The sequence below is a fragment of the Streptomyces triculaminicus genome, assembly GCF_017349075.1.
GTDB classification, from domain to species: domain Bacteria; phylum Actinomycetota; class Actinomycetes; order Streptomycetales; family Streptomycetaceae; genus Streptomyces; species Streptomyces triculaminicus.
In genome coordinates, this window is the sequence record NZ_JAFMOF010000010.1 from 1 (window position 1) to 23,258 (window position 23,258).

Below are 23,258 nucleotides of genomic sequence, written 5' to 3' on the forward strand. Positions count from 1 at the left end.
CACCTCAACCGCTCCGCCACCACCGACCTGACGCCGGTACGCGACCTGTCCGTCGAAGTCCCTGCGCGTCACCCTCGGCACCGGCGATCTGACCCCGCTCGCCGGCCATCCCCACCTCGCCTCCCTCGACCTGACCACCGCCGCCACGGCCGACCTCACGCCGTTGCGCACCGTCCCCCACCTGCGCGGCGGACTCGACCTGTCCCGGGTCGACGTCCTCGACCCGGCCGTTCTGGCCGACCTGACGGAGCTTCGCTACCTCTCCCTGACCGGACGCCAGTGGACCGCCCTGCTCGACAAGGGCGGAGTGCCCCCCCGCCCTCACCGCCGCCTGCCTGGCCGACGCGGACGCCACCCTTGACGACGCCCTCGCCTGGGCGGCCCGCCTCGGCCTCGACACGGAGAACGCCCTCCGGGCCACCGGCAACCTCAAGACCGTCGACGGGTGAAAGGCGCTGCCCTGCCGGGGTCCTCCGGCCGACCGGAGGTCAGGGTGCCGGCACCTCGCCGGGTGTGAAGGCGGCCGAACCGTCGAAGACGAAGAGGTCGCCGCCGGGTGCGACGTGCGCGGCCGGGAACGCCTTGCGGAAGGCGGCACCGGCCGGTTCGGCGAGCTTCAGGTTCATCGCCCGGGCCCGGGCCGCCTGATGGTCGACGGTCACGTGCGACGGGCTGATGCCATAGGTCAGGAAGGTGACGGACGAGCGCGCGCCGCCGTCGACCGCGATGTCCGCGGTCGTGGTGCGGCTGGGTACACGGATGCGCAGCCCGGTCACGTCGAGCCGGTGCCCGCCGGCCGACAGCCGCATACCGCCTTTCAGTGGAATCTCGCCGCTCATCAGGTCCATGGAGAGGTTGCCCTTGCCCGGAAGGGCCACACAGCCCTCCTTCTCCGCCGCGCCCTGGGTGCCTGTCAGGGCGAGTCCCGTGTTCTTGGCGAGGCAGAACGTGCCCGATCCGGTCACGGGGAGTGCCGGGCCCACCAGCGCCACGCCGAGGGCGCTCAGTGCGGTCGCTGAGAGGAGGGAGAGGGTCAGCAGCCTTTTTCGCTTCTTCAGCGTCGTGAGAGTCGCCATGGGCTGTCCAACGACGCCAGCGCCGTCGCGTCGCCCTCCGGTGTCGCCGATCACCCGCAATGGTGACGGGCGTCGTCGGACCAACTATCAGGACGCTCAAGGCGTTTCGAAGACGAGGACGGCGTTCTGCCCTCCGAAGCCGAACGCGTTGGACAGCGCGGAGGTGGCCCTGACGGGCCGGGGGGCCGCCGTCACCACGTCGAGGTCGCAGTCAGGGTCCGGCTCGTCGTGGTTGGCGGTGGGGGGTACCAGCCCGTGCCGCAGGGAGAGGACCGTGCAGGCCGCCTCGATCGCGCCCGCCCCGCCGAGTGCGTGGCCGACGATGCTCTTGACGGCCGTCACCGGGGGCGGCGTACCGAAGACACGACGCAACGCCCGGGCCTCCGCGAGGTCATTGAGGACGGTACCCGTGCCGTGCGCGTTCACGTGACCGATGTCGCGGGGGGCCAGTCCCGCGTCCGCGAGGGCGGCGCGTATCGCCGCCTCCGCGCCCCGCCCCTGCGGGTGGGGCGCGGTGATGTGGTGGGCGTCGGACGAGGCGCCGTAGCCCGTCAGGCGGGCGTGGAGGGTGGCGCCGCGCGCGGTGGCGTGCTCGGGGCGTTCCAGGATCAGCATGCCGGCGCCCTCGCCGAGGACGAAGCCGTCCCGGCCGGCGGCGAACGGCCGACACGCGCCCGCTGGATCGTCGGTGCGCCGGGAGAGCGCGCCCATCTGGGCGAAGCAGGTGGCGACGATGGGCACCGCCGGGGCCTCGCTGCCCCCGGCGACGACGACGTCGCACGTTCCCGACCGGACGAGGTCGCGTGCGACGCCGATCGCCGTGGCGCCGGCGGCGCAGGCCGTGCTGACGGCGAATCCGGGCCCTTGCGCGCCGAACCGGATGGCGATCTCGGCCGCCGCCATGTTGGGCACCGTGCGGGGCAGGAGGAAGGGCGAGACGTCCTCGGGCCGCCCGGCCGCGAGGCTGGCGAAGTGCGGGGCCCAGCTCTCGGTGCTGCCCGTGCTCACCCCGATCACCACGCCCACCCGGGACGGATCCCACTCGGCGGGGGAGAGAGCGGCGTCGGCGAGCGCCTCCCGCGCCGCGACCAGCGCCATCTGGGTGAACCTGTCGGTCCGCAGGACCACCCGGTGACCGAGCGCTTCGACGGCCCCGAACTCGCCCACCGGGCAGCAGATGTCCACCAGCGCCCCGCTCAGCCGCTCGTCGGCGACGGCGGTGGGCACACCGGAGCACAGCCCCCGCCACGTGGCGGCCGTGCCGGTGCCGCACGGCGTGACCAGGCCCAGGCCCGTGACCGCGACGTCCCGTTCCCGGCCTCTCACGCCACGGGCCCGGGACCGGCCGCCGGGGCGGCGGCCCGGCGGGCCGCGTCCAGCCGGTCGGCTGCCTCCCGAAGCGTGCTGCCGGCCCGCACGTCCTCCAGCGCCAGGCCGTGCGCCTTGCGTACGAGTACGGCCATCTCGCCGAGGTCGAGGGAGTCCATGCCGAGGTCGGTGAACGTGGTGTCCTCGGTCAGTTCCGCGGCGGGCACGGCGAAGCGGTCGCGGAGGAAGCCGGTGAGCAGGGCATAGGCGTCGGTCACGAACTCAGAGCCTTCCGGAGGTAGTCGCGGGTGACGGGCGGGGGAGGTGCCGGCAGGGGCGCGACGGTGTCCAGACGGGTGCGGTCGAAGCGCACGGCCGAGGCCGCGTAGCGGTGGAAGCCGGCCGTCAGCTCGGCGAACCGGGCGTCGAGGGGCCGGGGGTCCGCCGTCAGCCGCACCGACAGGTCCGGGCAGACGTCGCTCATCGCCTCCAGCACGTCGGTGACGGGTGTGTCGACAGCGTGGACGACGTGGTACGTGTCGCAGGCGTGCCCGGGCGGGGCGGCCGCGACGGCGGCCATGGCCCGCGCGGCGTAAGTGGCCGGCAGCAGGTTCGTGGTTGCCGCCGACGAACCCGCCAGGCCCACCGGGGCGGGCGGGCCCGCCTCCTCCGCCAGGAGCCGCAGGCCGCGGCCGAGCACCGACAGCGGGTGGCGTGGGGTGCGCGGCGGCCGACGGCGGTCCGAGACGAGCACGCTGGGCCGGAACACGGTGACCGGCCGGCCGTGCTCCCGGGCCCAGGAGCGAACCAGCCGTTCGGCCGCGAACTTCGACTCCTCGTACGGGTTGAGGAAGCCGGCGCCGTCGTCGAGGTCTTCCTCGCGGACGAGGCCCTGCCGGGCACCGCACACGTAGGCGGTGCTCACGTGCAGCAGCCGGGCCCGTGGCGCGGCACCGGCCAGTTCCAGGACGCGCCGGGTGCCCTCCACGTTGACGTGGCGCAGCAGCGACGGGTCGGCGGTCATGGTGGTCAGGGCGGCGCAGTGCCAGATCTGCCGGGCCGCTCCGGCGAGTTCACGGTGCTCGTGCCCGGACAGGCCGAGGGCCGGAGCGGACAGGTCCGCCCGCAGGAACCGGACGCGGGAGGGCAGGTCGTCGAGCAGGGCCCGTCCATCGCCGGCGGCGGCCACGGCACGCAGCAGCCGGCGCAGCGCGGACGGCGGCTCGTCGCGGACCAGGGCCGTGACCGGCTCGCCGGTGGCGAGCAGATGGGGGAGGAGGTGGGAGCCGAGGAAGCCGGTGGCCCCGGTGATGACGATCAACGGCACCTCTTCCCGTGGCACTTCTTCGCGGCGCACCGGACGGCCGGCGCACACCGGACGGCCGGCGCCCGGCGGGCCCGGCCCGGCGGACAACAGTGCGGCAAACGGTAGTACGCGGGACGGCCGGCGGGGGCGGGGCCGGGAGACGGTCACCCGGGGAGTGACGGGGGTTTGCCGCGACCATGGGCGGGCCCGCACGATGTCCCGGTTTGCAGCGCCTTTCCTCTTCTCCCGGCGCTCGCCTCTCTCTCGCATCCCCTCTCGTACCGGAGGACGGTCACCACCATGAGTACCGAGATCCAGGGCTACGGCCTCGTCGTCGATGTCCTGACCGGCAAGTTCCGGGTTCCGTCCGACCGGGTGTCGCCCGGCGCCACGCTCGCCGGGCTGGAGCTGGACTCCCTGGCGCTCGTGGAGTTCGCCCTGACCCTGACCGACCGTACCGGTGTCCGCTTCACCGGCGAGGAGGTGGGCGCGGACCTCACCCTGGGCGCCCTCGGCGAGGCCGTGGATGCCAGGCTGCGCGGCGACACCGCCACCGCGAGGTGACCGGCCGACCCGCCGTAGCGGTGACCGGCCTGGGCGCGGTGACGCCGGCCGGCACGGACGTCGGCGCCTTGTGGCGAGCGGTGTGCGAGGGCCGCTCCACGGCCACGCGCGATCCCGGACTCGCCGGCCTGCCGGTCGACTTCAGCTGCCGCGTGCCCGAACCGTTCGAGCCGACCGTGGGGCACCGTCAGCTGTGGCGACTGGACCGCTTCACCACCCTCGCCCTCGCCGCGGCCGACGAGGCCGTGCGGGACGCGGGCCTGTCCCCGGCGACGTGGGACGGGGCCCGCGTCGGCGTGGTGGTCGGCTGCGGGCTGGGCGGGGCGTGGGCCTGGGAGGCCCAGTACCGCAGGCTCGCCGAGCAGGGGCCGGAGTCCGTCTCGCCCCTGGTCGTGCCGATGGTGATCCCGAACATGGCGGCGGGCGAGATCGCGCTCGTGCTCGGTGCCCGTGGGCCCAGCGTGGTCACCGCCACGGCCTGCGCCTCCGGCGCGAGCGCGCTGGCGGTGGCGCACGGCTGGCTGACGCAGGGTCTGTGCGACGTGGTCGTCGCCGGAGGCGCGGAGTCGGGCAGCACGCCACTGATGGTGACCGGTTTCCACCGGGCCGGCGCGCTCTCGGCCCGTACGGCCGATCCGGCGGCCGCGTCCCGGCCGTTCGCTGCCGACCGCGACGGTTTTGTGATGGCCGAGGCCGCCGCCGTGCTGGTGCTGGAACGGGCTGAGGACGCACGCGCCCGGCGGGTGCGGCCCCGGGCGCTGCTCGCGGGCTGCGGGGCGGCCACGGACGCGTACCATCCCACCGCTCCCGACCCCACGGGCCGAGGTGCCGAGGCGGCGGTGCGCGCCGCGCTGGCCACGGCGGGTCTCGCCCCGGACGACATCGGTCATGTCAACGCGCACGGCACCTCCACCCCGCAGGGGGACGCCGTGGAGGCGCGGCTCATCGCCCGGGTGTTCCCGCACGGGCCGAGCGTCACCTCGGCCAAGGGCGCCCTCGGCCACGCGCTGGGGGCCGCGGGCGCGGTCGAGGCGGTGCTGACGGTGCTGAGCCTGCGGCAGGGCACCGTGCCGCCCACGGCCAACACCGACGCGCCCGACCCCGCCCTCCCGGACCTCGACCTGGTGGTGAAGGCGCCCCGCACCCAGGACGTCGTGGCCGCCGTCAGTCACTCCTTCGGCTTCGGCGGCCACAACGTCTGCCTGGCCTTCACCCGGCCCTGAACAGCCCAGCTCCGTCCCGCGCCCGGGCCTCCAGCAGCGCCGCACGCCGCTCGTCGAAGGCCCGGGCCCGCTCCCCGAGGGCCTCCAGCCACTGCCCCAGCTCGTCCTGGCACCGCCGCCCCCGAGAGCCGGCGGCCGGCATGTCGAGTGCCTTGAGCGTACGCAGCAGCGGTGCCGCCACCTCGTCGTGGAACACGCCCACGTGGAAGATCCCGCCGAGTGCCACGTCCGCCGCCAGCCGCTCGAAGTCGGGGGCGCCGTGCCCGGGCATGCGGAAGGCGCGCAGCGTGCGCGACAGCGCCTCCAGGGCCGGGCCGGGTTCGATCGACAGGGCGGCGCGGAAGAGGTCGCGGTAGAACACCATGTGGAGGTTCTCGTCCGCGGCGACGCGCGCCATCAGCCCTTCGCAGACGGGATCGCCGCTGTGCCGGCCGGCATTGCGGTGCGCCACGCGCGTCGCCAGCTCCTGCACCATCACGTACGCCAGCCCGGGCAGGACGCCGCTGTCACCGAACCGGAAACCGGTGGATACCTGGCGCATCCGGGCGCGCTCGAGCGCGACGGGGTCGACGGCGCGCGCGGCGTGCAGGTAGGCGCGGAGGGCGGCCGAGTGCCGGTCCTCCTCGGCCGTCCACCGGTGCAGCCAGGTGCCCCAGGCGCCGTCGGCCGACACTGTCGTGGCGAAGGCGTGGTGATAGCCGGGGAGATTGTCCTCGGTGAGCAGGTTGAGCACCAGCGCCCCGCGTACGGGTGCCGCCAGCGCCGACTGCTCCTCGCGCCACTCCTCGCCACCCAGCGGCCCGTCGAAGTCGCTCGCCCTGCCCCACGGCACGTACTGATGGGGGAACCACTCCCGGGAGGCGGCCAGATGCCGGTCGAGCAGGTCACCGACCATGGGCTCCAGCACGGTCAGCCAACGGACGTCGTCCCGGCCTCGGGACTTCTCGGTGTCAACGGTCACAGCGACCGAGTATGGGCCGCGGGACGGTGACGCCGGGTACGGCGTCACCCGGGGGAATGACCCGGTGCGGCCCGGTACGCCTCTTGTGGCGTGAGTGCGTGCCGGGCCGCCGTGCGTGTGGCGGCCGAGTCGGCCGCTATCGCGCCCGTGCGATCTGGGAGCGCACGAAGACGGTGGGGCCGTCGTCCGGGTGCTCGTGGGGGTAGTTGGCCGGCACGGTGAACTCGTCGACGATGCCCTGCTCGAAGACCAGGGTCATGCTGGAGCCGCCGTAGCTGAAGTAGCCGAGCTCCGGGCCGCACTCGATGAACGCCAGGCCGCGCGTGTTGACGTGCGCCTGGTAGCTCTGCGAGTGGGTGAAGGTCTCGGGATCCGGCGTCTCGTTCTCCGCGGCGCTGAACATCAGGCCGGGCACGATCTCGAGCTGCTTGATCGTTCCATCCACGGGGACGTTCCACCGGTGGAAGGAGTTGACCGAGAGGAACGCCTGGTACACATCGCCGCGGACGAACCTGTTGACGTAGTCGTCCCCGCACTCCGGCCCGCTGAGCATGGTCTCCAGCGAGTACTGCTCCTTGATCCAGAAGTCGGCCTGCCGGGCCACGTTGCGCCTGATGTTGTAGAGGTGCCGTCGTTCGGCGCGACGATGACGCCACCCGGGCCGAGCTCTGCCACACCGCCGGCCACGTCCCCGACCTCGTACGGATCAGCGACACCTCCACGGCCGACTTCGCCCGCACGGTCACCGACAACCTCACCACCACCTACGCCACCCTGCGCACATTCGCCCTGACCACCCGGCGGCTCGGCTCCCCGCCGCCGCGGTGCTGCTCGGCTCCGTCGGCGCGATGCGCGCCCACCGCTACCGCGTCGCCTACGACGCCGCCAAAGCCGGGATCGAAGCCCTGGCCCGATCCTTCACCGTGGAGCTCGGCGACCACCTGGCCGTGCGCACCTTCGCCCTCGGCCCCGTCGCCCAGTCCGCCACAACCGCCGCCGACGGAGGATCTTGTAGTTCTTCATCCTCGCGAAGGCATGTTCCACGCGGGCGCGGATCTTGCGGTGTTCTGCGTTGTCCGCCTCCTCGCCTGGCAGGAGGGGGCGTCCCTGGCGTTTGCGGTGCGGGACGATGAGTCCGGTGTTGATGTAGGCGCCGTTACCGAGCACGGTGACGCCCTGGCACTGGGCGGGCAGGCCGGAGTTCCGCCAGATGTGGGCGTCGGCCTTGTTGCCCGGAGCCGGCCGGGCGGTGGCGATCATCAGTTTTGTGTCAGCATAGATGATGACCTGCACGTTCGCGGAGAAGCGGTAGTTGCGGCTCGTGCGCCGACCTGCCGGTCACGTACCGGGATCAAGGTGCCGTCCACGATCCACAGCCGGTCCGGGGCATCGGCGGGCTGGGCGGCCGGCTCGAGTGCCAGCAGGGGCCGCAGTCGCTGGATGCCCCGGCACACGGTCGCCGGCGAGACACCGAACAGCGGCGCGAGCTGCCGCATCGTGAGGTTCGTGCGGTAGTTACACGGCCACCAGCAGCACCCGGTCCGCCAGCGGCAGACACAACGGCCGACCGCCACCGGGACCGCTTCCGCCTCGCTCCCGGACTACCCGCAACAGCCCCTCAAACTGCCGCATACGCAGCCCCGTGAACGTCTCCACTCAGACCCGATCAGCCCTCAACACCTTGGCCATACCAAGGAAATGCCCAGATCACAGCCTTCTGCAACACGCTTTAAGTGAGCATCAGCCACAGCCACGTCACCAGCCACATCAGCATCGGGGGCGCTGCGGCAACAGCGCCCCCGATCAATAAATCCAGGTGTCCGGACCAAGGTCACCCGGCAGCCTCGCCTGATGAGCGATTACCAGCTCCATTGGCTCCCAGCCAGCGCCGATCGGCAAGCCTCGCTATCCAGATCGCTCTGAGCTGCGGCTTTCACCAGGGTTTTTCACACATCTGAGAGACGCTTGGCGCCCCCTTCTCAGTCGCCCACGATGTCTTTACGCCATGCCGGTGACGGCAATCACCGACGCGCCCCCTTGGGGGCTGGCGGTCATCGTCCGGACCACGTGGGGGGAACCCCGATGGAACCGCAGAACCGGCAGCCGGAGCAACAGCTCCGCCTCGCCGCACTACTGGACCGCTTCATCATCCAGAGGAGAAGAACGGGGACAGGGAATGATCAACTCCTGCCCCCGCTGCACCACCCCGCTTCCCTCTGGGCAGCAGGGCTTCTGCAGCAAGTGCGGGCGCCCACCCGGCCGCCCCCGGCACACGTCCGCGCCAGCACTCCGGAACTGCAGCACCTGGTTGAGCAACTGCGAGCCCTCATCAGCACGACTGGTATCCCACGCCGGCAACTGGCCAGGGCCATCTATTGCAGTGGGGCAACACTCTCGCGCGACCTCTCCGGCGAACGATGCCCCACCTGGTGGTAGACCTCGGCCATCGTCATAGCCTGCGACGACCAAGCCGATCTGGCCCCATGGGGGGCACGCTGGGAAAAGGCACACAGGGGACCCTCCCCCTTCCCGGGACAGCGCCTACGGCTCCCGCCTACGCCCCACACTGGTGGCACTTGCAGTGTTGCTCGCCATCGCTCTGATCGTCTTCGGCGCCGTACAGGTCCTCTGAGTCCCAGGCTTCGAGGTGTCTCACGAGACACCTCGAACTCTGGAGAAGGACGGGTACATGTGCCTCGTCTTCACTCCAAACCGAGCCGGCGGCAGCTGCCCCCCACTTGTCGCGGACGGTGAGCTGGTGGTGCGGGAGGCGGGGGCGCTGTCTTTCGAGGCACTGCAGCGTCGGGCGGCGGTCGGCCGACGTGACGTGCCCCGGCTCGCGGAATCCCTGCCCGCGCACGTCATTGTCTTCGACGCCCTCCAGCTCGACGGCCAGGAGCTGCTCGGCCGCCCTTACCGCGAGCACCGCGCCCTGCTGGAGGCGTTGTTCACCGCGAGCCTGGCGCCCCCGTGGACGCTGTGCTCGATGACCACCGACGTCGACAAGGCGCAGCGGTGGATGAGCACCTGGACCCAGGTCCCCGGCGTGGAAGGCGTTTTGTAGCTAGTGCTCGGCGCTGACCGGTCGACCACTTTGGTACCGCTCCCGGGAACGGGTGGAGGGGTGGCCCGCGCCGGGGACCCGTCATGATCATCCGGGCTGCGGTACCGCCATCTGTAGGGCTCAGCGCGACTCGAAGTGGTCACCGGCCACTGATGCGTCCCGTGGCGCGGATTCGAGCCGAGTCGCTTGGTCGGCTCGCGGGGCGGTCATGTCGAGCAGGAGCATCGCGTCGTGGTCGGGCGTGCCGGGCTCTGCGGTGTAGACGCCCATGCGCTGGCCGGGGGTGCCTTCGAGGGTCATCCCCTGGAAAGAGAGGGTGATCGCGCCGACCTGGGGGTGCTGGAAGGTCTTCGTGGTGACCTTGCGGCCGGTGACGTCGTAGCGATCCCAGAGCTTGGCGAAGGCCGGGCTCTTGAGGAGGAGCTCTCCGACGAGCTGGGTGAGGTCGGGAGCGTCGGGATCGGTGCCGGCCAGGGCACGCAGGCGGGAGACGCAGTGGCGGATCTGGTTTTCCCAGTCGGGGAAGAGATCGCGGGCGGCGGGGTGGAGGAAGAGGTAGCGGCCGAGGTTGCGCTGGGTGGCGGGCCAGTCCTCGATGCCGGGGTAGAGGGCGAGGCCGCCGGGGTTGTGGGCGAGGACGTCCATGCTGCGGCTGACGACGTAGGCCGGGTTCGGGCGGACCGTCTCCAGCAGCAGTTTCAGGTGGGGGCGCACGGTGCGGCTCGGCGCGGGGGCGCTGTGGGGGAGGTAGCGGGCGGCGCGGACGGCGAGGTCGCGCAGGTGCTGGTGTTCGGCGTCGTCGAGCTGCAGGGCGCGGGCGAGCGTCGACGACCGCGGGGCTGGGCCGGGTCTCCTTGCCGCGTTCCAGGCGGGTGTAGTAGTCGATGCTGACGCCGGCGAGGGGTGGCGAGTTCTTCGCGGCGCAGGCCGGGGGTGCGGCGCACGCGCCGGGGCCGGGGGTGAGGCCGGCGGACTGGGGGCTGGTCTGGGTGCGGCGGGCGCGCAGGAAGCGTCCCAGTTCGTCGCCGCTGTGCTGCTCGGGTGCCATGAGGCCTGTGTCCCTCCGCCGCGAGTGCGGCACGCCGGTGGTGGGGGGCCCTGTCACACCCTGGCAGATCTCGGCCTGCCTGCGACGGACGCGAGGGGGCAGGGTGGATGGTGTCGCCAGATGCCCCGCGTCCTGCGGGGCGGCGGCGTGCCCGGGCCAGGCCCCGGCGCACAGCCCTCGAGCCGCGGAAGGTGATGACGATGTCGCAGTGGAACGGCTCGGACCTGGAGAAGGTCGGCGCGGCCGAGGAGCTGGAGCTGGCCTCCGAACGGCCCAACGGCACCCTGCGCGATGCGGTGACGATGTGGGTGGTGCGCTCCGGGGACAGGCTGTACGTCCGCTCGGTCAAGGGCACCGACGGCCCGTGGTGGCGCGGAACCCAGTCCCGGAGCCGGGGCCGCATCGAGGCCGGCGGTGTGGAGCGGGACGTCGCCTTCCACCCGGTTGACCCGGGCGAGTACGCGGGCGTGGACGCCGCATACCGGGAGAAGTACGGCCGGTACACGAGCATCGGCGAGCACGTCCTGACGGATGCCGCCCGCGCCTCCACCCTGCGCCTCGAACCGCGCTGACCCCGATGGCCGCCCCACCAGCGGGACGGCCATCGCCCCAGCTCGCAGAGCATTCACAAGCCACGAAAGGCAAGATCTTCCATGCGTGCCACCTTCATGTACGGGCCCGGCGACGTCAGGGTCGAGGACGTCCCCGACCCGGTCATCGTGGAGCCCACGGACGCGGTCGTCCGGATCACCCTTGCCTGCGTGTGCGGCTCGGACCTGCACCCTTACCACTCCATGGACAAGAGCGACCAGGGCGCCCCGATGGGGCACGAGTTCCTCGGTGTCGTGGAGGAGACCGGCTCGGAGGTCCGCGGTCTCAAACGCGGCGACTTCGTGGTCTCCCCGTTCGCGTACGCGGACAACACCTGCCCGATCTGCCGGGACGGCTTCCACACCGCCTGCCCGCACGGCGGCTGGTACGGGGCCGGCGGTGTCGGCGGCGCGCAGGCCGAGGCAGTCCGGGTGCCGCAGGCCGACGGCACGCTGGTGAAGATTCCCGCCGACGTGGACAAGGCGCTGCTGCCCTCGCTGCTGGCGTTGAGCGACGTGTACCTGACGGGCCACCACGCCGCGCACATGGGCAGGGTCGAGCCCGGCAAGACGGTGACGGTGATCGGCGACGGCGCGGTGGGCCTGTCCGCGGTGCTGGCGGCCAGGCGCATGGGCGCCGAGAAGATCATCTTGATGGGCCGGCACACCTCCCGTACTGACCTGGGCCGCGAGTGGGGCGCCACCGACGTGGTCGCCGAGCGCGGCGAGGAGGGCATCTCGAAGGTGAAGGACCTCACCGGCGGCGAGGGCTCGCACGTGGTGCTGGAGGCCGTGGGCCTGATGCCTGCTTACGAGCAGGCGTACGGCGTCGTGCGCCCCGGCGGGGTCATCTCCCGCGTCGGCGTCCCCCAGTACGAGGAGGCACCCGTCGGCTTCGGGTCGCTGTTCGGGAAGAACGCCCAGCTGGCCGGAGGCCCCGCCCCGGTGCGCGCCTACCTGGAGCCCGCCATCGCCGACGTGCTCGCCGGCCGCATCGACCCGGGCCGCGTCTTCGACGCCGAGGTCCCCCTCGACCGGGTCGCGGACGCCTATAAGGCGATGGACGACCGCAGCCGGCTGAAGGTGCTGGTGCGCCCGTGACCGCCACCCGCAAGCCCAACGATGCCGCGACCGCCGCGCACGAGCGGCTCTTCCCCGGCCACATCTCCACCCTCGCCGTCACCGACCCGGAGCTGATCGCGTACTTCGACGACTTCGCCTTCGACGAGGTCCAGCGCCACACCGGCGCCGTGGACGAGCGCACCCGGCTGATGACGCAGCTCGCCGCGATGATCGCCGTCGGCGCGGTGGCGTAGTACCGGGTGATGCTCGGCGAGGCCCTCACCGACGGAGTCACCCCGGTCGAGGCGAAGGAGATCGTGTACCAGGCCCTGCCGTACGCCGGGATGGCGAGGGTCTTCGACTTCCCGCACGCCACCAACGAGGTGCTCACCGCCCGCGGCGTGGAGCTGCCCTTGGGCCAGTCCACCACCGGCCCGGACACCCGCAGGGCGGACGGCCTGGCAGTGCAGAAGCACATCGTCGGCGAGAAGACGGTGGACGCCATGTCCTTCTCCGAGAGCATCCATCTTGTGGGTGGACTCACGACAGGAAACTTCGGGCGGGGTCAGAGGGTGTCCGCGCCGGCGCCCAGGCATGTGATCAGGAATATCCGGGGCTGTCGGGGCAGTGGCTGTGCGGGTGGCGGGTTCTCAGCTGCCGCGGCGTACCCGGGCCGCCTTGCGGGCCTCGGCGAGCTTGCGGGCCTCGCTTGCCTTGCGGGACTTGCCGCCGGTGCCGCGGGAGGCGTCCTTGCTGGTGCCCAGGCCACGGAAGGGGGCGTTGGTGTTCTTGGCCCGGGGTGCGGCGGGCCCGCCGTCGATCGGGGTGCCGGAGGGGGCCTTGGCGCCGGTGATCCGGCTCAGCTCCGCCTCACCCGAGCGCACCTTGGTGACCGTCGGCTCTACGCCGGCCTCGGCCATCAGCCGGCTCGTCTCGCGGCGCTGGGCCGACAGCACCAGCGTGACGACAATGCCGGACCGACCGGCCCGGGCGGTGCGGCCCGCTCGGTGCAGATAGTCCTTAGGGTCGGTGGGCGGGTCGACGTTGACCACAAGATCGAGGTCGTCGACGTGCAGACCACGGGCCGCGACATTGGTCGCCACCAGGACAGTGATCTGGCCGTTCTTGAACTGCGCGAGGGTCCGCGTGCGCTGCGGCTGGGACTTGCCACTGTGCAGGGCCGCGGCGTGCACTCCGCTGGCCCGCAGATGCCGGGTGAGCTGGTCGACCGCGTGCTTGGTGTCCAGGAACAGCAGTACGCGGCCGTCGCGGGCGGCTATCTCCGTGGTGACGGCGTACCGGTCGGGGCCGTGGACGACCAGCACATGGTGGTCCATCGTCGTGACAGCGCCCGCGGACGGGTCGGCCGAGTGGACGAGGGGGTCGTGGAGGTAGCGGCGGACCAGGTGGTCGACGTCGCGGTCCAGGGTGGCCGAGAACAGCATGCGCTGGCCGTCTGGGTGCACCTGGTCGAGTGCCTCGGTGACCTGCGGCAGGAAGCCCATGTCGCACATCTGGTCGGCCTCGTCGAGGACGGTGATCCGTACCCGCCCCAGGCGGCAGGCTCCGCGCTTGATGAGGTCGTGCAGGCGGCCGGGGGTGGCGACGACGACCTCGGCCCCGTCGCGCAGCGCGGCGCTCTGCCGGCCGATCGACATGCCGCCGACGACCGTGGCCATCCGCAGCCGGAGCGCGTCAGCATACGGGGCGAGTGCCTCGGTGACCTGCTGGGCAAGCTCCCGGGTGGGCACCAGGACCAGAGCAAGCGGCTGCTTCGGCTCCGCGCGTCGCCCGGCCGTCCGTGCGAGCAGCGGCAGGCCGAAAGCGAGCGTCTTGCCCGATCCCGTGCGCCCGCGCCCCAGGACGTCGCGCCCCGCCAGGGCGGCGGGCAGCGTGGCCGCCTGGATCGGGAAGGGCTCGCGCAGTCCGTGCTCGGTGAGCGCGCGCAGCACCGCGGCCGGCAGTCCCAGATCGGCGAAGGAGGCCACCGGGGCCACCTCCGGGGCCAGGGGCACAGGCCGGGCGAGGTCGCCGTGGGAGGTGGCGGGGCGGTCCAGGTGGTTCATGAAGAGCCTTCCGTATGGGGACGTACCGAGGAAGGCCCGGCAGGAATGAGCACCCGGCCAACAAGATGAACAAGGGAAACCGGACGAACGGAAACACCATCCGTCACGATCGTGCAAACATTCGACGCTAACATGCGGTGACAATTCGACCCGGCCCGGCTCTGTGACGCCGATCGCTGTCCTGGCATCGGCGAGCGGCGCCGATTAAGCCGGTGATGCGCCTTGGAACCACGGCAGACGGTGTGCCCGTCCCATCCGCCTTGCGGCCGGGACGACCTGCGCCGGACCGCTCGGTGCGATACAGACCGCCCCGGCACGGCTCTGGCGGGCCAGCCCGGGCCGTGCTCGGTTGCCGGGGAGAAGGGGCTGCTGTGCCCGCTCGTCAGCCCAGACACAGTGCGGTGCCGCCGCGTCACGGCCCCAGGGCTTCCTGGGGCAGCCTCTTTCGGAGGCATTGGATCGACACGCCTGATGTTGTGCGGCTGGGTGCGGTGGGAGCTTGGTGCGATGGACCGGGCCCAGCACCGGCGAGCGGCTGGGGCCGTTGATCCGCATGCTGCATGTGCGCGCGGGGTTGCGGACGATGGGCGAGGCGATGCAACAGACCACCGATGCGCCCATCCGAGTACCTTCCGGACGCCCCCGAGCGAGGGACACGCGGTGGGGGGTATGTCGTCTCGCACGATGTGACCTTGGGATCCATGAGGAGATCAGCCATGTACGCCGTGCTCCGACGCTATGAAGGGGTGACTGATCCTGCCGAGGCGGGACGGCGAGTGAACGAGGGATTCGTGCCTCTTCTCCGCCAGGTGCCGGGATTCGTGGCCTACTACTGGGTTGACGCGGGAGATGGATTGATGGTCTCTACCAGCGTCTTTGAAGACCAAGCCGGGGCCGAAGAGTCGGTCAAGAGGGCGGCGGACTTCGTACGGGACAACCTCGCGTCACTGCTACCCAACCCTCCCCAGGTCACGGCCGGCCAGGTTGTGGCTGCTGGGTAACGGTCTCCGGAGAGGCACTGGATCCACGTCCCCTCCATGCCGGTGACCTGGCCTTTCAAGCAACTGCGGGCAGCGCCATTTCCGGAGATCCTCATCATTCACGTCCGCGAGTACGCCCTGCAGCTGTCCTGGCTGGTCACTGCGTCCCTTGTTGACGCGAACGAGACGGAAGAAGCCGCCGTACAAACACACGCACCGCATGAGCGAGATGGCAGCCCTCGATCCCCATCAACGCGCGCGGCCGATCGTGGCGACGTGGTCCTCGCCGCTCTGCGGCATCGTCGCCGTCCCTCCCGAGACCGCGGTCAAGCACGGTCCGCTCGGCGGCCCGGCTTGGTGGTGCGGAGGAAGTTGGTGCCGTTGTCCGGCGTGTCGAGGATAGCCGCGGCTCGGGGCCGGGACGGTGTGGCGGGCCGCTGCCTGCGGCCGTGGCGCCCGCGCACCAAGCACGGGCGGTGGACCGGTGGCCGTTCCGCTGGCCCAGGTTCCACCAGGGCCAGCGCCGCCTCGTCCAGGTGGGCAGTGCGTACGGGCGTGGTGCTGGGGCTACGACCCTGGCTAGGTCACGACGGGGATCTCGAACGGCTTGCGGTTGTTCGTCTTGTTTCTGTCGTCGATGCTGCTCACGGATACCGAGCCGCCGGTGAGCGTGCTGGGAGCGGGGACGTCGTTGTCCAGGCGGACAGGGACGACAGCCGTCGCCGACTCGGACGCGTCCAGGCCGGGCGGGAAAGTACAGCGCACCCGGGGGCCGCTCCCGAAGACGAAGCAGTTCGCGGGGAAGAACGTTCCTCAGGCGTGACGCCCTTGGGCAGGGTGACGGTGAATTTGCTGGCGGTCCGTTCGGGTCCGGTGTTGGCGACGAAGCCGCGCACGGTGGTGGTGCCGCCGGGCGCGGCTTCGTCCGGGTCGATCCGGGCGACTCTCAGGTCGGAGTTGGACGGCCGGACGGCCGCCGCCGTGGTCACGGGCACCACGGCAGCCATCAGAGCCGCACCGGCGACCAACGTCCCTCGGTGCGTGCGGCGCGAGCGGCGGTTGTCCATCGTTGCGAGGGTGGCCATGCGGTCACCTGCCGTGCCGTTATGGCGCGGATCCGGAGCGCCCCGACGCACCTTCGCGTGCTGCTGATTGTCGTTTCTCTGCCGGTGCAGCACGGCCAGGTGAGGCCGTTTCACTCGATAGGACGAGGCCCCGCCCAGGCGGACGAAGCGCTCGCAAGCCGCTTACCACCAGCGCATGCATTCCCTACCTGATCTGCGACGTCCCCGCCAACGCGATCCCCGACTGATCCCGGACCCCTGGCCCCGGAAATGGCCGCCTGCAAGGCCGTCGACGAGCTCGCCAAGGCCGTGGAGCGGACCTTCCGCACCCGCCCCGATGCCCCGACCATGCCAGGCTTCCCCGGCATCGGGGCCCATAGCCGGCGGTGGCGCAGGGGCCGGCCCGTGGTGGCTCCTCACTGGTCCCGGTTCACCGGTTCACCCTTCTGGCGGTGCCGCCAGACGTCGTACAGCGGCCAGTAGTACGGCGACGTCTGGTCGACGGTGTCGGCGAGGGCGTTCAGCAGTGCGTCACCGCGGTGGTCGTCGCGCAGAGCCAGTTGCACCGCGGCGGTGACCCGTACGGCCTCCTCGGGGTCGGAGAGGCGGGCGGCCAGGGCGTCGCAGGGGGCGGGGTCGTCGGCCCGGGCCCGGAGGAGGGCCCGGCAGGCGACTTCCCGGACCCGGGCGTCCGCGTCCCGGGTGCACGCCAGGACGGCGGCCAGGGCGTCGGCGCTCGCCTGCTGGACCTGCCAGTGCAGGCCGCCGACCGCCCAGGACCGGACCTGGGCGTCGGGGTATCGGGTGAGGGCGTGCAGCGGCTTCTCGGCGCGGGGGTCCAAGGCGTCGGTCAGTCCGGCGGCCAGGGGCCGCATCACGCGGGGGTCCTCCTCCTGCTCCACCCAGGGGAGGAAGAGGTCGACGAGCGGGGTGTCGAAGGGGGCCTCCTCGTCCTCGCCGCTTTCGTCGTAGAGGTTGATGCAGCGCAGCACATCCGCACCGAAGTAGCGCGCCAGCGGGTCGGGGTCGTGGCGAAGAGCGGTTGCGGCGTCCCAGACGGGCGGTAGTGCCGGGCCCTTGCGTGCGGCGGCCGCGACGACGGCCGCTCCCCACACCGGGTGGTCGACCTCGGGCTCGGCCATGGCCCGGTCCAGCAGTTCGGCGAAGGGCGTGACGATTCCGCAGCACCGTTCCAGGTGGGTGAGGATCGCGGTGTGGCCGTCGCGGACGGTCTGCTCGCCGATCACCAGCTCGCGGCAGATCTCGTCGTTGCCGTCGCGCACGGTCCGCCGGTAGACCCCCGCTCCGGTGCCGGTGGTGTGCCAGTGGCGGGCCAGTGCGAGGGCGTCGCGACCCTCGCGGTCCGTGACCTTGGGGTCGGCCCCGGCGAAGTGCAGGGCGGTGGCGATGTCGTGGGCACCGCGATCGACGGCGCGCAGCAGGGGCGTGCGGCCGTCGGCGTCGACGCCGTCCAGGTCCATCGCGTCGAGATCGGCCAGCTTCAGCAGGGCATCGAGGACCCGGTGGTCGAGGGCATCCGCGGCCAGGCGCAGGGCGGCTGCGACGTGCGGGCCGCGCGCGTGAGTGGTGCCGTACTCCTCCTGGAGCAGGGCGGCCACTGCCTTGGTGTCACCGTTGCGGACGGCCGTCAGGAGCGGGTGTTCGGGGGAGGTCATGCACACAGGGAGCGGAGGAGCCTTTCGGAGACGGGGAAGCTCATGAGCCCATCATCCCGTTTCCCTTCACCGGATCCCACTGGTTAAGCGACAAGCTCAGGTCCGCGGCGCGTCCCCGTCATGCGGGTCCAGGTGGCCTGCGGGGGAGGTGCGCAGACGGGAAAGCAACGCTCCGCCGTACGTGGCGGCCAACGGGGCGACGAACCACAGGACGAAGGCGTCGGAGAACAGCCAGGCGACGCCGGCACTGAGGACGAACCAGAGGCCGACCGCCCAGGAGCTGCCAGCGTGCCGGTGGGTTTTTGCGGGGTCGCCGGTGACCAGGCCGGTGCTGCTGGCGATTTCCTTGATGACGGCCTCGCAGAAGACCATGGCCGCCATCGTGCCGGCGAACAGGGTCTGCGCCAGCGGATTGCTGATCGATGCGCCGATGAGTGCTGTCGGGAAGGGAAGGAACGCGACCAGCAGCAGGAGCGGCGCGTGCCAGGCCGTGAAAGCCTTCGACAGCTCACCGATCCGGTCCATCAGCTTGTGGTGGCGGCGCCACACCGACCAGAGAAGGATGAACGCGAGCGCGAACGCCAGGTAGGAGCCCCGCTGGTCCACCAGGAAGTTCCCCAGAGCATGAGCCGACGCCAGCTCCCTGTCGTTCGGGCGCTCCAGTTCGACAGCCAGCAACGTCATCGCGATCGCGAAGATCGCGTCCGTGAAAAAGGCCAGCCTCTCGGGCGAGAACCCTGGCTCCGGCCGAGCACGCCCGCTCATCCAAACCCCCTGAAAGAGTGACCCTGGTGTGCAAGGGACCGGCGATTGGCGGGAATGAGGCGGCCTTCCAGAGCTCTTCGGAAAGGTGATTCGCTCGTGCGCACGTGGTGCGTCCGCGTGTGAGGCTGCGCGGCCCGGCGGCCAATCCAGTCCATTCTTTCCGATGGTCCTGGCGACAACAACCCCGCCTTGGTTGCAGCTATCGTGCTTCGGCCGCCGCGCAGGCGGCAGTCGCGCAGGACCTTGTAGGTCTTCATCCTCGAGAAGGCGTGCTCAACATGGGCCCGTGCCCGCCGGTGGACCGTGTTGTCTGCTCCCCTTCCGGTGTGAGCGGTCGGTCCTTCCCCGGCCGGTGCGGGATGAGTGCGGGGGTTCCGCGGTAGCCGCCGTCGCCGAGGAGCGGTGCATTCTTCACGGCCTGGTCTCGCCGGATTCCCGGTAGGCGCGTGCGTCGTGACGGCTGCCGGGACGCGAACCCACAGCCCGTCGGAAGCACGCCCCGGGAGCCTGGGCCCCAGCCTGGGCCCCCGGAGCCACGACCACCGAACGCCCGGGTCGAGTGCGGCTACGGCACGTCGCCGCGCAGATCGGCCTGGTAGCGGCCCGGGGTCTGACCGACGATACCGGTGAACGCCCCGATGAAGCCCGATGGGTTGGACCACCCGCACTCCATCGCGGTGTCGGTGACGGACCGGCCGTTGGTGAGGTGGACCAAGGCGTGGTGGATGCGCAGGACGGTGCGCCAGCGGTGGAAGCTCATGCCGAGGTCGGTGTGGAACAGACGGCTCAGGGTCCGCTCGCTCGCTCCCACCGTCCGCCCCAACGCGGCCAGGGTCGCGGTCCGGCCGGGATCGGCGTACAGGAGGGCGGTGACGGCTCGCAGCCGGTCGTCGCGCGGTTCGGGCAGGTGCAGGGACGGTTCGGGGGCCTCGGCGAGCTTGTCGACCACCACCGTGAGCAGCCGCCGGTCGGCCCCGGGGCGGAACTCCGGTCGGTCGGTCAGCGCCAGGAGTGCCTCCCGCAGCAGCGGGCTCACCTCGAACACGCCGGGGTACGCGGCGAGTTCGTCGCACAGGTCGACGGGGATGTCGACCAGGCGGACGTCGGTTCGGCCGTGGAAGCGATGGGAGTGGTCGAATCCGGGCGGCGTCCAGGTCACCCGGTTCGCCGGGGCGCCCCAGGTCCCGCGTTCGGTCGTGGTGGTGAGGGCTCCGGCGGCGGCGTACACCAGCTGGCCGTGGGTGTGGGAGTGAGCGTCGAGGTGGTAGCCGTGCGGGATCCAGGCGGCACCACGACATTACCCTCTCCGCCGGTGGCATCAGGGGCGCTGGGGAGGGCGGGGGAGGGTTGGTGGTTTCCGGCATCGGCCGCCGGCGTCGAGGGTCCATGCCTGCTCCCAGGGCCGGTCGGCAGAGCCGCCGTCGGGACGGCCCTCGAATGCGGCGGGCTCGTCGAACGACCCGAGGAGTACACCGCAGCGGGTTCGATGTCCGGTGCGGGCGCCCCCGTACGACGGGTGTCAGGGGGGGCACTACGATTCGCTGCCCGGGCACCTGCCGCCATCACGTCTCTGGACACGGTCCAGTCCGAACACCGGCTTCGGTAACCGCCAAGACCGGCACCTTCGACCGCCACGCCGACGACCGGCGCCTACGCGCCGTCGTTGACAGGTCAAACGTTGCCCGGCAGCGTCACCGTCGAGCCGGACGACCGCGGGCTCGGGCGCTCGCGCGGCGGCCTGACCGCCAAGCGCAAGCGAAGTCCAGTCCAGGGGGCGCATGATCGTGGCCAGGTGGGCGAAGGGGTCCTGGCCAGCCGTTTGGAACCACTTGCCGATGCCGATGCCGATGACCGTGACTGGGAGGACTTGCGCCCGCTCGGCACCGAGCGTCGCCTGTTCGGTTCAAGTAACCCTGTGGTTCTAGGCAACCCACGCGCTGGTCAGCGCCTGCACGGTCGAGCCGTCGAGGTCCTTGAGCTTCGTCCCGGCGAAGGCGCGCGCGGCGTCGGAGGTGAGCAGCCGGAAGGCGGGCTGCTCGGCTGCGAGGAGATCGACCATCCGCGCTGCCACGTCCTGTGGGGTCTGCGCGTCGGCGAAGGCGCCGCGGGTGCGGTCCAGGTAGGCGGACAGGGCCGGCGCGTACGGTCCGGCCTGCTCCAGTGCGTTGTCGGCGAGGCCCACGTTGCTGACGAACTCGCTGGCCACCGCACCCGGCTCGACCACGCTGATGGACACGCCGGCTGTGGCCGCGACCGGTGCAAGGGACTCCATGAAGCCCTCGACTGCGAACTTGGCGGCGCAGTAGGCCTCGTTGAAGGGCTGGCCGATCAAGCCGCCGACGCTGGTCACGGTCAGCACGCGGCCCTTGCTCGCCCGGAGCAGGGGCAGGGCGGCCTTCGTGACGTGCAACACGCCGAAGAAGTTGACCTCCATGACGGCGCGCACGTCCTCGACGCTCTCCTGTTCCAGGGTACCGACGTGGCCCGCGCCGGCGTTGTTGACCAGTGCGTCCAGGTGGTCGATGCCGGCCAGGCACGACTCGGCCGAGGCCGGGGCGGTCACGTCCAGGGCCCGGACGTCGACGGTGACTCCGGCTTCCTCCGCCGCCGCCAGCAGCGCGCCCGCCTTGGCGGTGTCGCGCATGGTGGCGATCACGCGCCAACCGCTTCGCGCGGCGGCGACGGCGGTGGCCAGGCCGATGCCGGAGGAGGTGCCGGTGATCAGAACGGTCTTGGTGCTCATCCTCAGCGATCCCTAATTTACCTATGAAGCATAACTAATATTGAACATAACTATGCCCTGCGATATTTCACCTTGTCAAGCACATTGGTATGCTGGCGCCATGTCCAACCCGCAGGATGAGCTCACCAGGGAGATCGTCGGCCTCTTCGCGGCCATCAACCGCCGCTACACCCAGGAGTCCGGGGCCGCCGCCGCGACCTTCGATCTGACCCCGCTCCAGGCCAAGGCGCTGCTCGCCGCTGAAGAGCCGGTCCCGACGCGCCGCATCGCCGAGCGGTTGCACGCGGAGCCGTCCAACGTGACTGTGATCATCGACCGGCTGGAGTCCCGCGGCCTGGTCGAGCGCAGCCTCGACCCGGGCGACCGCCGCGTCAAGCGCGTCGCCGCCACCACGGCCGGCCGCACTGTCACCGCCGACCTCCGCGCCCGCATGCCCTTCGCCGCAGAACCGCTGGCACCGCTCGCCACACAGCAGCGCGAGACCTTGCGCGAGCTGCTGCGACTGATCCTGGAGGCATGACGGCAGCCGGCAGACCGTGCTCCGTCACTCGCAGGCCGGCGCGTCAACCACCGTGAGGTCCGGCGCCGACAAGCCGCCCGGCAGGCGCAGCGCGTGCGCGGAGCGGCTGCCGGGTTCGGCGGTGTAGAGGTAGAGGGCCTGGTCCGGGTCGTCGGGCAGGGTGAGGGACTCGTAGTCCAGCGCCGGTTCACCGACGAGCGGGTGGTGGTAGCGCTTGGTCCCGTGGGCGTATTCGAGGGCACATGCTCGGCCCATCACCGGCGGAAGTCCTCGTCGTGCACGGACAGTTCGCCGATCATCTCGGTCAGACGGTGGTCGTGCGGGTGGCGTCCCGCGTAGAGCCGCAGGACCGCCACCGCGCCACGGGCCGCGGTCCGCCAGTCGGCGAGCAGATTGCGGGTGGCGGGGTCGAGGAAGATGAACCGGGCGAGGTTGCGGTCGCGGTGCGGCAGCGCGTCGAAGTCGGTGTACAAGGCCTTCGCGAGCGCGTTGGCGGCCAGCACGTCCAGCTGGTGCCCCATGATCATCGCGGGGGGATACGGTCGCCCGTCCCGCCGGGGTGGTCTTCCCCTCGTGCCAGGGGGGTGGTGGCCCAGCCGTGTTCGAGGAGGGTGAACAAGTCGCGCATGGTTCGGGCCGGGTTTTCGCTTGCGCGGGCGATGCTGGGGGCTTCCAGGGCGAAGCGTGCCAGGCCGGTGACGGCGGGGTCTTCCGGGGCGAGTCCGGTGGCCTCGGCGAGGGTGGCGGCCAGTGTCTTCTCGTGGCGTGACCACATGCGCCGGGCGTAGTCCCGCAGCGCGGGGGTGGATTCGACGAGGACGAACACGGGGTCGTCGGTCGGCACGGCGGTCCGGGTGTGCACCATGTGGTCGCGCAGGGCGTGCAGCACGGGCTGACCGGGGGCTCGGTCGCGAACGGCGGCGACCAGGGCGCTCTCGATGTCGGCGTCCAGGTCGAAGACGAGGGCTTCCTTGCTGGGGAAGTGCTTGAAGAGCGTGCTCAGCGAGACGTCGGCCGCCTCCGCCACCTCGCGTACACCGACGTTGTCGAAGCCGCGCTCGGTGAACAGCCGCACTGCGGCATCCGTCAGCGCCTGCCTTGTCTGGGCCTTTTTGCGCTCGCGGCGTCCTGTCGTGGTCTCTGCCATGCCCCTCACCCTACCCGCTTCAGACGAGCCGATCGTAAAGGCGATCAACTATAAAGTCGGAGCGATTGCACTTTTGTAGCGGCTGTGATTCTGTG

At 71.5% G+C, this 23,258-nt stretch carries 24 protein-coding genes and 2 pseudogenes; 9 read left to right on the plus strand and 17 right to left on the minus strand.

All coding sequences use genetic code 11. From position 1 onward, the window contains the following. Positions 1 to 163 precede the first annotated feature (163 nt). Positions 164 to 361, plus strand: a complete 198-nt coding sequence (locus J1792_RS33405) for a hypothetical protein (protein WP_207248967.1) — start codon at positions 164 to 166, stop codon at positions 359 to 361. Between the two features lie 127 nt (positions 362 to 488). On the opposite strand, the gene J1792_RS33410 is transcribed toward J1792_RS33405, so the two are convergent. From J1792_RS33410 to J1792_RS33425, 4 genes are all read right to left on the minus strand, one after another. Continuing rightward, a complete protein-coding gene (locus J1792_RS33410; protein ID WP_207248968.1) occupies positions 489 to 1,076 on the minus strand; it encodes a hypothetical protein in 588 nt (195 codons plus the stop codon). Positions 1,077 to 1,172: 96 nt separating this feature from the next. Then, complete coding sequence (locus J1792_RS33415) at positions 1,173 to 2,402, minus strand: beta-ketoacyl-[acyl-carrier-protein] synthase family protein (RefSeq protein ID WP_207248970.1); 1,230 nt, start codon at positions 2,400 to 2,402, stop codon at positions 1,173 to 1,175. Beyond that, positions 2,399 to 2,662 (minus strand): acyl carrier protein, encoded by a 264-nt coding sequence (locus J1792_RS35245; protein ID WP_179199144.1) that lies wholly within the window; start codon positions 2,660 to 2,662, stop codon positions 2,399 to 2,401. The genes J1792_RS33415 and J1792_RS35245 overlap by 4 nt, the downstream gene beginning before the upstream one ends. Beyond that, positions 2,659 to 3,705, minus strand: coding sequence for an SDR family oxidoreductase (locus tag J1792_RS33425; RefSeq protein WP_207248972.1), 1,047 nt, complete (start codon positions 3,703 to 3,705; stop codon positions 2,659 to 2,661). The genes J1792_RS35245 and J1792_RS33425 overlap by 4 nt, the downstream gene beginning before the upstream one ends. A gap of 285 nt (positions 3,706 to 3,990) precedes the next feature. On the opposite strand from J1792_RS33425, the gene J1792_RS33430 reads away from it, so the two are divergent. Then, positions 3,991 to 4,254 carry an acyl carrier protein gene (locus tag J1792_RS33430; RefSeq protein WP_179199149.1) on the plus strand — a complete coding sequence of 88 codons (264 nt, stop codon included), beginning with the start codon at positions 3,991 to 3,993 and terminating at the stop codon, positions 4,252 to 4,254. Beyond that, on the plus strand, positions 4,251 to 5,477 hold the full coding sequence (locus tag J1792_RS33435; RefSeq protein WP_207248973.1) for a beta-ketoacyl-[acyl-carrier-protein] synthase family protein: 1,227 nt from the start codon (positions 4,251 to 4,253) through the stop codon (positions 5,475 to 5,477). Before J1792_RS33430 ends, J1792_RS33435 begins: the two co-directional genes overlap by 4 nt. On the opposite strand, the gene J1792_RS33440 is transcribed toward J1792_RS33435, so the two are convergent. From J1792_RS33440 to J1792_RS36050, 3 genes and pseudogenes are all read right to left on the minus strand, one after another. Continuing rightward, on the minus strand, positions 5,464 to 6,438 hold the full coding sequence (locus J1792_RS33440; RefSeq protein ID WP_242705210.1) for an acyl-ACP desaturase: 975 nt from the start codon (positions 6,436 to 6,438) through the stop codon (positions 5,464 to 5,466). The two genes, J1792_RS33435 and J1792_RS33440, sit on opposite strands and share 14 nt — an antisense overlap. A 136-nt stretch (positions 6,439 to 6,574) precedes the next feature. Next, positions 6,575 to 7,042 carry a phosphatidylserine decarboxylase gene (locus tag J1792_RS33445; protein ID WP_086575260.1) on the minus strand — a complete coding sequence of 156 codons (468 nt, stop codon included), beginning with the start codon at positions 7,040 to 7,042 and terminating at the stop codon, positions 6,575 to 6,577. A gap of 314 nt (positions 7,043 to 7,356) precedes the next feature. Continuing rightward, a pseudogene (locus J1792_RS36050) lies at positions 7,357 to 8,070 on the minus strand (transposase family protein). Positions 8,071 to 9,127: 1,057 nt separating this feature from the next. Here J1792_RS36050 and J1792_RS33455 point away from each other — a divergent pair. After that, the gene (locus J1792_RS33455; protein WP_086575258.1) at positions 9,128 to 9,502 is read left to right on the plus strand and encodes an ATP-dependent DNA ligase; all 375 of its coding nucleotides are present in this window, start codon (positions 9,128 to 9,130) and stop codon (positions 9,500 to 9,502) included. A 120-nt stretch (positions 9,503 to 9,622) separates the two neighbouring features. On the opposite strand, the pseudogene J1792_RS33460 reads toward J1792_RS33455, so the two are convergent. Continuing rightward, positions 9,623 to 10,550: pseudogene (locus tag J1792_RS33460) on the minus strand (helix-turn-helix transcriptional regulator). Between the two features lie 200 nt (positions 10,551 to 10,750). Between J1792_RS33460 and J1792_RS33465 the strand changes: the two are divergent. From J1792_RS33465 to J1792_RS33475, 3 genes are all read left to right on the plus strand, one after another. Then, positions 10,751 to 11,122, plus strand: a complete 372-nt coding sequence (locus J1792_RS33465; protein WP_207248977.1) for a DUF2255 family protein — start codon at positions 10,751 to 10,753, stop codon at positions 11,120 to 11,122. An 81-nt stretch (positions 11,123 to 11,203) separates the two neighbouring features. Then, positions 11,204 to 12,241: a zinc-binding dehydrogenase gene (locus J1792_RS33470; protein WP_207248978.1), complete on the plus strand. Its 1,038-nt coding sequence runs from the start codon at positions 11,204 to 11,206 to the stop codon at positions 12,239 to 12,241. Continuing rightward, on the plus strand, positions 12,238 to 12,456 hold the full coding sequence (locus J1792_RS33475; protein WP_179199167.1) for a hypothetical protein: 219 nt from the start codon (positions 12,238 to 12,240) through the stop codon (positions 12,454 to 12,456). Before J1792_RS33470 ends, J1792_RS33475 begins: the two co-directional genes overlap by 4 nt. 396 nt (positions 12,457 to 12,852) lie before the next feature. Here J1792_RS33475 and J1792_RS33480 read toward each other — a convergent pair whose 3' ends face one another. Continuing rightward, on the minus strand, positions 12,853 to 14,268 hold the full coding sequence (locus tag J1792_RS33480) for a DEAD/DEAH box helicase (protein ID WP_207248981.1): 1,416 nt from the start codon (positions 14,266 to 14,268) through the stop codon (positions 12,853 to 12,855). A gap of 716 nt (positions 14,269 to 14,984) precedes the next feature. On the opposite strand from J1792_RS33480, the gene J1792_RS33485 reads away from it, so the two are divergent. Further along, on the plus strand, positions 14,985 to 15,269 hold the full coding sequence (locus tag J1792_RS33485; protein ID WP_207248982.1) for a hypothetical protein: 285 nt from the start codon (positions 14,985 to 14,987) through the stop codon (positions 15,267 to 15,269). Positions 15,270 to 15,827: 558 nt separating this feature from the next. On the opposite strand, the gene J1792_RS33490 is transcribed toward J1792_RS33485, so the two are convergent. The 5 genes from J1792_RS33490 to J1792_RS33510 all read right to left on the minus strand — a co-directional run bounded on the left by J1792_RS33490 (position 15,828) and on the right by J1792_RS33510 (position 21,496). After that, the gene (locus J1792_RS33490) at positions 15,828 to 16,013 is read right to left on the minus strand and encodes a hypothetical protein (protein ID WP_207248983.1); all 186 of its coding nucleotides are present in this window, start codon (positions 16,011 to 16,013) and stop codon (positions 15,828 to 15,830) included. Positions 16,014 to 16,728: 715 nt separating this feature from the next. Continuing rightward, positions 16,729 to 17,988, minus strand: a complete 1,260-nt coding sequence (locus tag J1792_RS33495; RefSeq protein ID WP_207248985.1) for a HEAT repeat domain-containing protein — start codon at positions 17,986 to 17,988, stop codon at positions 16,729 to 16,731. Positions 17,989 to 18,084: 96 nt separating this feature from the next. Further along, entirely contained in the window at positions 18,085 to 18,753 is a 669-nt protein-coding gene (locus J1792_RS33500) for a TMEM175 family protein (RefSeq protein WP_086569812.1), read from the minus strand. A 565-nt stretch (positions 18,754 to 19,318) separates the two neighbouring features. Beyond that, the gene (locus J1792_RS33505) at positions 19,319 to 20,032 is read right to left on the minus strand and encodes a helix-turn-helix domain-containing protein (RefSeq protein ID WP_207248992.1); all 714 of its coding nucleotides are present in this window, start codon (positions 20,030 to 20,032) and stop codon (positions 19,319 to 19,321) included. A 642-nt stretch (positions 20,033 to 20,674) separates the two neighbouring features. Next, positions 20,675 to 21,496 carry an SDR family oxidoreductase gene (locus tag J1792_RS33510; RefSeq protein ID WP_207248986.1) on the minus strand — a complete coding sequence of 274 codons (822 nt, stop codon included), beginning with the start codon at positions 21,494 to 21,496 and terminating at the stop codon, positions 20,675 to 20,677. Positions 21,497 to 21,596: 100 nt separating this feature from the next. Between J1792_RS33510 and J1792_RS33515 the strand changes: the two genes are divergently transcribed. Next, positions 21,597 to 22,016 (plus strand): MarR family winged helix-turn-helix transcriptional regulator, encoded by a 420-nt coding sequence (locus tag J1792_RS33515; RefSeq protein WP_086569806.1) that lies wholly within the window; start codon positions 21,597 to 21,599, stop codon positions 22,014 to 22,016. A gap of 24 nt (positions 22,017 to 22,040) precedes the next feature. On the opposite strand, the gene J1792_RS35250 is transcribed toward J1792_RS33515, so the two are convergent. From J1792_RS35250 to J1792_RS33530, 3 genes are read right to left on the minus strand one after another with little or no spacing between them, the layout of a single operon-like run. Then, the gene (locus tag J1792_RS35250; RefSeq protein WP_086569804.1) at positions 22,041 to 22,271 is read right to left on the minus strand and encodes an MmyB family transcriptional regulator; all 231 of its coding nucleotides are present in this window, start codon (positions 22,269 to 22,271) and stop codon (positions 22,041 to 22,043) included. After that, positions 22,271 to 22,543, minus strand: coding sequence for an MmyB family transcriptional regulator (locus J1792_RS35255; protein WP_143587637.1), 273 nt, complete (start codon positions 22,541 to 22,543; stop codon positions 22,271 to 22,273). The genes J1792_RS35250 and J1792_RS35255 overlap by 1 nt, the downstream gene beginning before the upstream one ends. Then, positions 22,540 to 23,163, minus strand: a complete 624-nt coding sequence (locus tag J1792_RS33530) for a TetR/AcrR family transcriptional regulator (protein ID WP_207248987.1) — start codon at positions 23,161 to 23,163, stop codon at positions 22,540 to 22,542. Before J1792_RS33530 ends, J1792_RS35255 begins: the two co-directional genes overlap by 4 nt. Positions 23,164 to 23,258 lie beyond the last annotated feature (95 nt).

What these genes read in the sequence shown, in the direction of transcription:
- J1792_RS33410 (WP_207248968.1), bottom strand. Translation starts at nt 1,076, where the DNA reads ATGGCGACTCTCACGACGCTGAAGAAGCGAAAAAGGCTGCTGACCCTC.
- J1792_RS33430 (WP_179199149.1), top strand. Translation starts at nt 3,991, where the DNA reads ATGAGTACCGAGATCCAGGGCTACGGCCTCGTCGTCGATGTCCTGACC.
- J1792_RS33455 (WP_086575258.1), top strand. Translation starts at nt 9,128, where the DNA reads ATGTGCCTCGTCTTCACTCCAAACCGAGCCGGCGGCAGCTGCCCCCCA.
- J1792_RS33465 (WP_207248977.1), top strand. Translation starts at nt 10,751, where the DNA reads ATGTCGCAGTGGAACGGCTCGGACCTGGAGAAGGTCGGCGCGGCCGAG.
- J1792_RS33470 (WP_207248978.1), top strand. Translation starts at nt 11,204, where the DNA reads ATGCGTGCCACCTTCATGTACGGGCCCGGCGACGTCAGGGTCGAGGAC.
- J1792_RS33480 (WP_207248981.1), bottom strand. Translation starts at nt 14,268, where the DNA reads ATGAACCACCTGGACCGCCCCGCCACCTCCCACGGCGACCTCGCCCGG.
- J1792_RS33485 (WP_207248982.1), top strand. Translation starts at nt 14,985, where the DNA reads ATGTACGCCGTGCTCCGACGCTATGAAGGGGTGACTGATCCTGCCGAG.
- J1792_RS33495 (WP_207248985.1), bottom strand. Translation starts at nt 17,988, where the DNA reads ATGACCTCCCCCGAACACCCGCTCCTGACGGCCGTCCGCAACGGTGAC.
- J1792_RS33500 (WP_086569812.1), bottom strand. Translation starts at nt 18,753, where the DNA reads ATGAGCGGGCGTGCTCGGCCGGAGCCAGGGTTCTCGCCCGAGAGGCTG.
- J1792_RS33510 (WP_207248986.1), bottom strand. Translation starts at nt 21,496, where the DNA reads ATGAGCACCAAGACCGTTCTGATCACCGGCACCTCCTCCGGCATCGGC.
- J1792_RS33515 (WP_086569806.1), top strand. Translation starts at nt 21,597, where the DNA reads ATGTCCAACCCGCAGGATGAGCTCACCAGGGAGATCGTCGGCCTCTTC.
- J1792_RS35250 (WP_086569804.1), bottom strand. Translation starts at nt 22,271, where the DNA reads ATGGGCCGAGCATGTGCCCTCGAATACGCCCACGGGACCAAGCGCTAC.
- J1792_RS35255 (WP_143587637.1), bottom strand. Translation starts at nt 22,543, where the DNA reads ATGATCATGGGGCACCAGCTGGACGTGCTGGCCGCCAACGCGCTCGCG.
- J1792_RS33530 (WP_207248987.1), bottom strand. Translation starts at nt 23,163, where the DNA reads ATGGCAGAGACCACGACAGGACGCCGCGAGCGCAAAAAGGCCCAGACA.